Annotated in this window: 2 protein-coding genes; both read left to right on the top strand. The window is 67.0% G+C overall.

Translation table 11 applies throughout. From position 1 onward, the window contains the following. The coding region (locus tag LBC97_04120) for an Ig-like domain-containing protein (protein ID MDR2565242.1) at positions 1-1,440 on the top strand (1,440 nt) is incomplete at its 5' end. Positions 1,441-1,689: 249 nt separating this feature from the next. Next, the coding region (locus LBC97_04115) for a hypothetical protein (GenBank protein ID MDR2565241.1) at positions 1,690-11,167 on the top strand (9,478 nt) is incomplete at its 3' end.

The raw sequence follows: 11,167 nt of genomic DNA, 5'->3' as shown, positions 1-11,167 counted from the left end.
CGTGTGGTGGCTGCTGGCGCGGATGGGGTGGCGGTGTTCGAGTTCTCCTCGCCGGTGCCGGCGGTGTGGAGCGTCGGGGCGAGGATCGGCGGTGTGGACGTGACCGGCTCGCCGCAGACCGCGACCTTCCTGGCCGCGGGTGGCCCCGGCACGGCGTTGTCGCCGCCGGCGGTCAACCCGTCCAATGGCCAGCGGGTCGCCGGCCGGGTCGCGGCCGCCGACGAGGACGCGGCCGCCGCGGGGACTTTGGTGGTGGTTGTGGCGGACGGCTCCGGGGAGGTGGCCCGTTGCCCGGTGGCGGTCGGCGGGTCCTTCGACTGCGCGTTGCCGGGGTTGGGGAACGGCGTCGAGGTGTCTGTCTGGGTTGAGGGCACGGGCGGGTCGGCGTCGCCGGCGGTGACCGTGCGGATCGACGCGGTGCCTCCGGCGGCTGGGCGGATCGACCCGTCCGACGGGTCCTCTCTGAGCGGGACCGGCGAGGCCGGGAACCAGATTGTGGTCTCGGATTCGAATGGCGCCGGGTTGTGCCAAGCCGTGGTTTCGGCTTCCGGCGCTTGGTCTTGCTCGCTTGACCCGGCCGCGCAGGAGGGCGACTTGGTGAGTGTCGAGCAGAGCGACCCGGCGGGGAACACAGCGGGCGTCGTTTGGCGGATCGGGGTGCCGCGGGTCGTGATCGCCGTGGCCTCCGTGGTTCGGGGCGGGACTCAGACCGCCACGGGCTTCAATTTCCAACCCGGCGAGGTGGTCACCGCGGTTATGTACTCCGAACCGCACCCGGTTGGGACCGCCACCGCCGATGCCGCCGGGCGAGTCACGTTCACCTGGACCGTCCCGGCGTCCACCGACGCGGGCGACCACCTCATCACCTTGACCGGCACGGCATCGGGGGCGTTCCAGGAGTCGTTCGCGGTGACGTTGGGCGGTGGCCCGACCAGCGGACCCACTGGCGGCGCGACCGGCGGACCGACCGGCGGACCGACTGACGGGCCCACTGGCGTCCCGACTGGAGGGCCGACTGGCGGGCCGACAGGTGGCCCAAGCGGCGGGCCCTCGGGCGGCCCGACCGGAGAGCCGACTGGCGGACCGACAGGTGGCCCAAGCGGCGGGCCCTCGGGCGGCCCGACTGGAGGCCCGACCGGAGAGCCGACGGGCGGCCCGACGGGTGGTCCGAGCGGCGAACCGACCGGTGGTCCCACGAGTGGCCCGAGCGGCCAGCCGACTGGTGGCCCATCCGGCGGCGCGAGCGGCGATCCGACGGCCAGCGCGAGCGCCAGCCCGACGGGCGGCTCAAGCGCCACCGCGACCGGGGGCTCGGACGGCGACGACGACCTGCCGCGCACGGGTTCGGCGGGCCTGGGGGTGCTGGTCGGACTGGTGCTGGGCTTCCTGGGCGCCGGGGCGATGCTGGTCGGGGCGGCTCGCCGCCGCCTCAACGCCTGACGAAAGCGGAGACGGCGCCACGGGGCAGGCGCCGTCCCCGCCCCGTAAATCGGGACGGTGTTGCTTTCGGGTTTTCGCCTCCCGGAGTTCGGCGGAATAGACGCCGCGGCAATTCGCGCGGCTATGGGTACTTCTGCTCAAAACCTCTGAAATGCGAGTTTGACGTGGGCTAAAGTCCCCGCAGGAGCGTACCGCGTTTGATCGTGTGCGCCAATGTATCGCCCAGCCACACAGATCGAGGTGCCAGACATGTTTAAGCCAACCATTTTGCGGCCGTTGACCGGCGGTTACTGGCGCAGACCGGCGGCGATGGCCACCGCGATCGTCATGGCGATGGCGGGCTTGATCGTGGCCCAGGGGTTCACGTCCGCCCAGGAGGCGGCGGCCTTGGTGCCAGAACTGGGGCCTTCCCAGCTCGTCTTGGACCCGGAACCGGACCCGGCCAGCCCAATCCCCGCCAACGGGGAGGCGGACTACCAGGTCGAAATCCTTGGGATGGGCACCGGCCAGCCGGGCGGTGAGCCGGTGCCCGCCGCAGGCGCCGAGGTCTCCTTCCATGTTGTGCCGCAGGATGACGCCCCCGCAGGCGGCGCGTTCTTTTGGGAAAACGACGGCTCGCCGGATATTAACGTCACGCTGAATGACAGCGGATGGGCCAGCCTCAGCGTGGTAGCCACCGAACCCGGCACCTACAAACTGGTCGGCGACTCGCGCGAAAACCATCAGGTGTTCGCGGACGCCACGCTCTACTTTGAGGCCGCAGCCGCCGCAGATCCGGGCGAAAACCTGGCCGATCCGGCCGAATCTTACGCTGACATAGGCACGGATACGGCCCTCGCGAACGCGCTCAACCCGTCCGCTGCCGAGCACCCGGAGATAGTCGACGGCTTTGAGGTCTACGTGGTGTTGGCAGACGGGGAGGGCTACCCCATCACCGATGTCGCCTCCAGCCCGTTGCTCAAAATCCGTGCCGCTGCGGGCGATCCGGCGAACGGGCAAGGCCTGTTCTTCACTCCTGCGGATGGCACGTTCGCCTGCGCTGACGAGCTGGATCCGGACACGGGGGAATGCCTGGACGGGGCCTACTACACATTCGTCAGCGCGTCAGTCGCCGGCGTGCGGCAGTTGCAAGTGGTGTACCGGGACGGCTTGCCAGGCTCGTTCAAACTTGAAGACGGGAACCGGCCGGGATCCGACGTGCTGTTGGCGGAGTTCGTGGTGGATGAGGGTTCGTCTTGGGACTACTCGACGCTGATGGTTTCGCCTTCCGACCCGGAGAACGACCCGGACGACCCGGCCGATGACGGCAGGGGCGTGCCGCTGCCGCTGCCAGTGGGCGGGTCCTACCAAGTGACGGCCACCCGCTGGGACGCGGGCCGCAACAACCGCGTCCCCGTCGACGATTACGTCATCCGCCTGACCCTGGAGGGCGAGGACTGCCACGCCACGTTCCCAAACGGCACGCAGGTTTACCAGGTGCGCAGCACCTCAGAGGAGGGCCGCCTGTCCATCGAAGTGGTCGGCAATGAGGTTGGCCAGTGCACGCTGACGTGGGAGGGCGATTCCCGCGACCTGCCGAACAAGACAAAGCAATTGGTGTGGGTCGACGGCCCCCTTGACCTGGCCAGCGCCAAGACCTGGTTCAGCGTCTCCGCCCGGCCGGTGTTGGCCAATGGCGTGGACCAAGGCACCATTGAGGTTCAGTTGTATGGCACGAACGGGAAGCCCTCCATTCAGTATGCGGACCTGATTCAGGCTGAGGCGCAGCCGAGCAGCGGAATCAGCATTGATTCGTTTACCCACACAGGCAACGGCCGCTATGTGGCCGCGTACGCTGGCACCGCCGCCGGGTCCTACAACATCACGGTCAAGGCCGCGAACCAAACCTTGAGCGTCCAACCCGGGATAGGCAACGCCACGGGCACCTTGGTGGCCCCGGAGGGCCCGCCGCCCTCGGCGGCCCGGTCGCAGGCCAGGATCACCCAGCGGGAGAATCAGCAGGCCAATCATGACCGCCCCAATTCGACTGTGGGAGAGTGGGGGAAGCAGATCATAAAGGTGACGCTGGAGGACGCCGCCGGGAACCCCGTGACCAACGCGGCGGCAGACCTGGTCGCCGCAGTCGCCCCCGGCGACCCGCTGGACGGAATAGGCCTCTACTTCGGCAACGAGGAAGCCTTTGCCTGCACACAGGTGCCCGTGAACGGCGAGTGCGTTTCCGGCGTGTACGGCCTGGACGTGTATTCGTCCAAGGCCGGCGAACGCCAAGTGACGGTGACCTATATGCCGGGCACCCCGAACGCGGTGGCGATAGTCAACGGCGACTCCCCGAGTTCAAAGGTGTTGCGCGCTTACTTCGTCACGCCGCCGGCCAGCCGGGTCGACTCCACACTGGTGGTAACACCGTCGGATCCGGCAGACGACCCGGATGACCCCGCAGACGCGCCCGACGGCGTGCCCGCGCCGTTGCGGAACGGTTCGAAGCAGCGCTACAAGGTGATCATCACCACCTGGGACGAGGGCCGCAACAACCGGGTGGGCGGCCAAGACGTGTACCTGCGTCTGAACCACTGGGACGAGGGCGTGTGCGAGGCGCAGGTCGAGGGCGGCGACTACGGCTGGCATCGTGATGTCCAAGTCACCACCTCTTTGACCGGTCGCGCGGTGGCGTACATCTGGCAGCAGATGGAGTATCCGGGGACCTGCAAGCTGACCGCCGAATTGCAGCAATACCGGGGGTACGCCAACGGTCCGATTGCCGGGTCGCCCAAGGTCCTCGAGTGGACTGCCGGTGATGAGCCGGACCTGATCACGCCGTACGCCTCCAGATTCGAAGTAGGGAATACAGGCCCGGTGGTCGCGAACGGCGCAGATGTGGGAACCATCGAAGTGGACCTGATGGGCTCCGAAACGCGCTTTGGCGAGGATTGGATAGCTGGCCAGGCGCATCGCTTGGCGGTTGTGACGCCTGAGGGCAGCGGCTTGGAGGTGAGCGGCTTCCTGGACGAGGCCAACGGCGAGTACATCGCCTATTTCAAAGGCACTGTGCCAGGCGATTTCCAGCTGCAAGTGACGTTCGACGGGCAGCCGCTTCAGGCCTTCACCTACATGGGCGTCGCTTATGACACAGCCCACATGCTGGCATCAACGGAGCAGCCGGTGAGCGCGGCGAAGTCCAGTGCCTGGGATGACTCAAGTCATGTGCCGGCAGCAAGTTGGCAGCCGCTGCCCGGCACGGGAAACTACGACGGCGACGCGGATGCCGCCAGAGTGATGGTGAGGTTGCTTGACGCGGACGGGAACCCGGTGACCTACTCGGCGGGTGGACTCAACTGGGCGCCGGCGGCCAGCGATCCGTTGGGCGGCGTGGGACTGTTTGACATGGACGGGGGCCGATTCTACTGCTACCGGGGCTATGGAGGTTATAGGAGCTGCGAAGAAGGCTACGCCTTCATTGAGGTGTCTTCGACAGAACCCGGCCCGCGCCACATCACGGTCACCTACAAGGACCGGAACGGCGAATTCGCCGTGGCGAACCAAGGCAATCCCGCATCCACCACCGTGGTCCTGACGTTTGGCCAACCTGATCCTTGGGATCAGGATTCCACCCTGGTCGTGTCACCGTCGCTGCCGGTGGACAACCCGAACGACCCGAACGACGCGGCCGATGGCGTGCCGGTCGCAATCCCGCCAGGGCAGGTCTACCAGATCACGATCACCGGCTGGGGTCGCGGCAAGACGCACAGGGCCGCAGGTCGCGACGACGGCTACGCGGACTTTGGCGTCAGCATCCTGGAGTCGCCCGGCTGTGACGCCCACTTTGTGGACCCGAGCGACCCTGGCAACTTCTGGGCGTGGCGCCAAAACTTCGAGGCGAAGCTTGACGCCAACGGCCAGGCGGTGGCCACCGTCTGGAGCGACAACCCCGGTGTTTGCCACCTGGTCGCCACCGGGGACGGCGAGGATCTGCAGGGTTCTCCTAAGGTTTTGCGTTGGTTGGGCACCCCGTACGATCTGTCAGCGGACAACACTTGGTACACGGTCTCCGGGGCGTCTGTGCCGGCGGATGGGGTGTCCGCCGCCACCGTCACCGTTCAGTTGCGGGATGAGGAGGACGGGCCGGTGGTCGACGCGGCGGCGGCGATCGTGGCCATCCCCAATCGGCCTGGCGTCACGGTTGGGGTCTTCAGCCACGTGGGTTGGGGTGTTTACACGGCCCCGGTGACCTCCACAGAGCCGGGCGAATACTCGATCGGCGTGCAGGTTTACGGCGAGGGGTTGGGTTCCGGCTCTCTGGAGGACTGGAACTCGGTGGCCACGTTTGTGCAGGCTTCGACGGTTCCAGAGTTGAGCGGCAGCCAGTCGGTGCTGACCGCGTTGACCTCGGACCAGACCCCGCCGGTGGGCGGCGCCCCGCACCAGTTCGAGGCGACGCTGAAGAACCAGTTCGGCGGCCTTTGGACCAGCCCCGAAACCGTCGTCTTCAGCTATCAGTTGGACGGCGCGGCCACCTGGACGCAGGGCGCCGCGGTGACCAGCGCGGGCGGCGTGGCCGGGTGGGACGCTTTCAACGCGTCGGCGCCTGGCGTGTACAACGTGAAGGCCGAGGTTGCTGGTAGGCAGGTCGGCGGCATCGCCCAGGTGAAGTTCGCCGAGGCCGGCCCCCTCCCGGGGGCGCCTTCGGTGGCGAACTCGTGGCTGATCCAGCCGGCGGACGAGGACACGGCTGCGGCGAACGGGGTTGGCGTCCAGGTTGTGGGCGCGGTGGTGCGAGACGCGTTTGACGACCCGGTTGAGGGCGCGACGGTGAGCTTCTTCATCCCGGAGTACACGTCCGTTGGCTTGACGGCCGGGCCGGGCGAGGTGGAGGCGACCACGGACCAGGCGGGTTACGCGAGTGTGACGTTGACGTCGCCGTTCATGCGCGGTTTGTGGGACCCGTTTGCGGTCACCGCGAGCGTGGGCGGGGCCGCGTTTGAGCGGTTGCAGACGGCGGGGAGCCCGAATGTGGGGGCGCCGGGGGGCGCTCCGGCGCGGGCGCGTTTGAACTTCGTTCCTCGCGTGGTCGCGTCTGGCGCTGGTCTGAGCCGTTTGGAGTGGTCCCAGGACCCGGTCGCCGCTGACGGCGAGTCGGGGTGGACTGTCAGGGTGGTGTTGACTGATCAGGACGGTTTGCCGTTCACGGGCGGCGTCGGGGGATATGTCGAGTTTTATTCGGTGGGCGAGGCTATGGAGTTGGACGGCCCCGGAAACTACGGCGTTCAGGTGCCGATCGGCGCCGACGGGGCGGCCGTGTTGACTGTGACCTCGCAGGTGGCGGGGACGTTCGAGTTCACGGCGCACGCGAATGTGACGGTCGCCTACGACGGCCAAACCTGGGGCTCGGACTGCGAAATCGAAGAAGGCTCCCCAGCCGTCGCGATCTTCCAAGGCGGGACAATCCCGCAGCCTCAGCTCGACGTCGGCAAGTCCTCGTTCGAGGCGCTGTCGGCGGCGGAGCCCGTGGGCACCGACATGCAGCACAGGTTCAAGGCGTCCCTGGTGGATCAGAATGGCGATCCGTGGACCGCCGAAGAATCGGTGGTCTTCTCTTACAAAGCCGAGGGCGCCGCAAACTGGACCACCGGCCCCACAGTCACCACGACGGACGGCGTGGCCGGATGGGACTCGTTCACCAGCGGCACGCCAGGCAAGTATGACGTGAAGGCCGAGGTGGACGGCCATCAGGTGGGCGGCACCGTGACGGTCGAGTTCGCCGCGCGGGTGTTGGACCTGACGCAGTCCTCGTTCGTCTGGGTAACGGAGGGCCAGACCCCTATGGTCGGCAACCCGCACAAGTTCGAGACGACCCTGCGGGATCAGTTTGGGCAGGTGAGCTACACGGGCCGCACGGTTGTCTACTCCTACCGCGCCAAGGACGCGTCCGAGTGGACTGAGGGCGTGCGATCCGGCACATACTTTGGCGTGGCGGCTTGGAACACGTTCACCCAGACCACGCCGGGCCTGTATGAGGTCAAGGCCGAACTGGACGGCAACCAGGTTGGCGAAACGGTGACGGTGGAGTTCGGGCCCCTGCCGTTCAGCCTGGAGAAGTCCACGTTTGTGGCACTGACCGCTGCGCAGACGCCAGTGGCGGGCACTGGCGTCCATGTGTTCGAGTTGACCTTGCGGGACGAGTCCGGCGAATTGTTGACTGGTACGGAAAACGCAGTGTTCTCCCACCGCAATCATGGCACGGCCTCTTGGACTACCGGCGTCACCAGGGTGGCGGCTAATGGCGTGTGCCAATACGAACTCGGCTTGCCCGAGTCCCATGCCGGCTTCTTCGACGTGACGGTCACAGTCCGCGGCTTCCAGGTCGGCGAGATCCTGACTGTGCAGTTCGCCAACCAGCCCGAGCCGGGGGTGTTTTCCCCGGCCGAGTCGTGGTTGATCCAGCCCGCCGATGCCGTCCGGGCGGTCGCGAACGGCCGTTCCACTTTGGTTGTGGGCGCCGTGGCGAGGGACGCTTACGGCGAGCCGATGCAGAGCGCCACGGTGAAGTTCGCCTTCCCGCAGTACACGTCCGCCGGCCTGTCGACCGGCCCCGGCGAGGTGACGGCCGTCACGGATGGATCCGGTTACGCCTCGGTGTCGTTGACCTCGCCGTTCGTGAGCGGGGAGTGGGAGCCGCTCCTGGTGTCCGCGACGGTGGGCGGCGCGGCGTTTGAGCGGCTGCTGATAGACGGGCAGTCGACTGCGAGCGCTTCTGACGGCTCGCCGGTGGCGGCGGCGTTGAACTTCGTTCCGCGCGAGGTCACGTCTGGCGAGGGTTTGAGCCGCCTGGAGTGGTCTGAACAGCCCGTGATCGCTGACGGCGAATCCGAGTGGACTGTCAAAGCGGTGCTGACGGATCAGGACGGCGTGCCGTTCACCGCCGGCGAGGGGTCGGTGGTGTTCACCTCGGTCGGCGAGGCGATGGAGTTGGGCGGGGCGGGTGCTTATTCGGTGACCGTTCCGATTGACGCGGACGGCGCGGCGAGCTTGACCGTAACCTCCCAGGTGGCGGGGACGTTCCAGTTCACGGCGCAGGCGGAGGTTACCGCGAGCCATGAAGGCGAAAGCTGGGGTTCGCAGTGCGACATCAGCGTTGGTTCGCCCGCCTCAGTGGTTTTCCAAGACCAGCCGCCCGAGCAGCCGCATCTGGACTTGTCGCGTTCGTCGTTTGAGAAGTTGACGGAGGGCGACACCCAGGTGATTGGCGAGGGGTATTCGCCGAAGTTCGGTTTCAAGGTGTCGTTGGTTGACCAGTATGGCGATCCGTGGACGGCGGCGGAGACCGTGGTGTTTTCCTACAAAGCGGAGGCCGGGTCGACCTGGGCGGTTGGCCAGAGCGTGCCCGCAGGAGCGGGTGTGGCGGAGTGGGATTCGTTCACCGCAGCCCAGGCTGGCGTATATCAGGTCAAGGCGGAGGTCGGCGGTTCTGCGGTGGGTTCGGTGGTGTCGGTGTCGTTTGTGGCTGCCGCACTGGACCCGGCCGGGTCGGTGTTTGAGTGCTTGACGTGCGACGACGCTGTGGTGGTCGGCTCGCCGCACAAGCTGCAGCTAACCTTGCGGGATCAGTTCGGCGGCCCGTGGTTGCAGGTGTGGCGTCAGGGCGCCCCGGTGGTGCTTTCGTATCGTCTTGTTGGGCAATCGGTGTGGACCCAGGGCTACAGCGGGACCCCGTATTTGGATGTGGCCAAGTGGGAGTCGTTCACTGTGTCCGCGCCTGGTTCTTACGAGGTGAAGGCGGAGTTCAACAACGTCCAACTGGGTCAGACGGTCGTGGTGGAGTTCGCGGCGCCGACTTTGAGCTTGGATCTGGAGAAGTCGTCGCTTGTGTGGTTGACGCAGAGCCGGGTGGTGTATCCGGGTGATCCGCATGGGTTCCGGGTGTTGTTGGTCGACCAGTACGGGGATCCTTGGACCACCCCGGGGCCGGTGGTGTTCTCCTACAGGGCTGTGGGCGGGTCGGCGTGGACTGTGGGCGCGACGGTGACGACTGCGGGGGGCGCGGCTGAGTGGGGTTCGTTCACCTCGACTTCGGTCGGGTCTTATGAGGTCAAGGCTGAGGTGGTCGGCTCCCAGGTGGGTTCGACGGTGACTGTTCAGTTCGTGCCGATCGCTCCGCCGCCGCCGGCGCTTGATTTGGGTGCCTCGTCGCTTGTGTGGTTGACGCAGAGCCAGGTGGTGTATCCGGGCGAGCCGCATGGGTTCCGGGTTTCTCTGGTTGACCAGTACGGTGCGGCGTGGGCTTCGTCTGAGAGCGTGGTGTTCTCTTACAGGGCTGCGGGCGCCACGGCGTGGATTGTCGGGGCGACCGAGGCGACGAACGTTTCCGGTGTCGCGGAGTGGGGTTCGTTCACCGTCGCCGCGCCGGGTTCGTATGAGGTGAAGGCCGAGGTCGGCGCGTTCCAGGTGGGCTCGGTTGTGACGGTGGAGTTCGAGGCGCCGGATTTGGATTTGGACGCGGTCCGGGCGTCGTTCGCCTATTCGACTGGTCCGGTTGATCCGGCGGGTGCGGGGCATTGGGCGTCTGTGGTGGTCAGCGACGTGTTGGGTGGTTTGGTCGGGGACCAGGCCGTGTCGTTTGAGTTGTCTCCGGCGGGTTCGGCGTTCTTCGCCGATGCGGCGTCGGGGGCGGCGTTGGGCGACAATCCGTTGGTGGTGAGCTCGTCCGATGTCGGGGCCGCGCGGGTGTCGGTGCGGGCTTCTTCTGACACGTCGGCGCATTTGGTTGTGCGGGTTGGTTCGGAGGTTGTGGGGGTGGTGGACTTCTTGTTCGTGACCCCGACGCAGCCGCCGCTGGTTGACTTGGGCGCCTCGTCGCTTGTGTGGTTGACGCAGGGTCGGATGGTGTATCCGGGCGATCCGCATGGGTTCCGGGTGTTGTTGGTTGACCAGTACGGGGATCCGTGGACCACCCCGGTGCCGGTGGAGTTCTCCTACAGGGCTGTGGGCGGGTCGGCGTGGACTGTGGGCGCGACGGTGACGACTGCGGGGGGCGCGGCTGAGTGGGGTTCGTTCACTTCGACTTCGGTCGGGTCTTACGAGGTGCGGGCTGAGGTTGTCGGCGTGCAGGTGGGTTCGACGGTGACTGTTCAGTTCGTGCCGATCGCTCCGCCGCCGCCGGCCCTTGATTTGGGCGCCTCGTCGTTTGTGTGGTTGACGCAGGGGTTGGTGCCTGTGGTCGGCTCCGCGCATGGGTTCCGGGTGTCGTTGGTTGACCAGTACGGTGCGGCGTGGGCCACGCCCGAGTCGGTCGTGTTCTCGCATCGGGCGGAGGGCGCAACGGCGTGGACGGTCGGCGTGAGCTTGACGACGAACGCTTCCGGCGCGGCGGAGTGGGGTTCGTTCACGGTCGCATCGCCTGGTTCGTATGAGGTCAAGGCGGAGGTCGGCGGGTCCCAGGTGGGCTCCACGGCGGTGGTTGAGTTCGCGGCGCCTAGTTTGGACTTCGACGCGGTCCGGGCGTCGTTCGCTTATTCGACTGGTTCGGTTGATCCGGCGGGCGGGGTGCATTGGGCGTCTGTGGTGGTCAGCGACGTGTTGGGTGGTTTGGTCGAGGGTCGGGACGTGTCGTTTGAGTTGTCTGGGGCTGGTTCGGCGTTCTTGGTGGACCGGGTCGGGGGTTCCGTGTTGGCGAATCCGGCCGTGATCGCTTCGTCTGGTTTGGGCGCGGCGGCGGTCGGCGTGCGGGCGACTG

The organism is Bifidobacteriaceae bacterium (genome assembly GCA_031281585.1).
Taxonomy (GTDB): domain Bacteria; phylum Actinomycetota; class Actinomycetes; order Actinomycetales; family WQXJ01; genus JAIRTF01.
The sequence above is the reverse complement of the archived record's forward strand: the minus strand, read 5'-3'. Positions and strand labels throughout refer to the sequence as shown.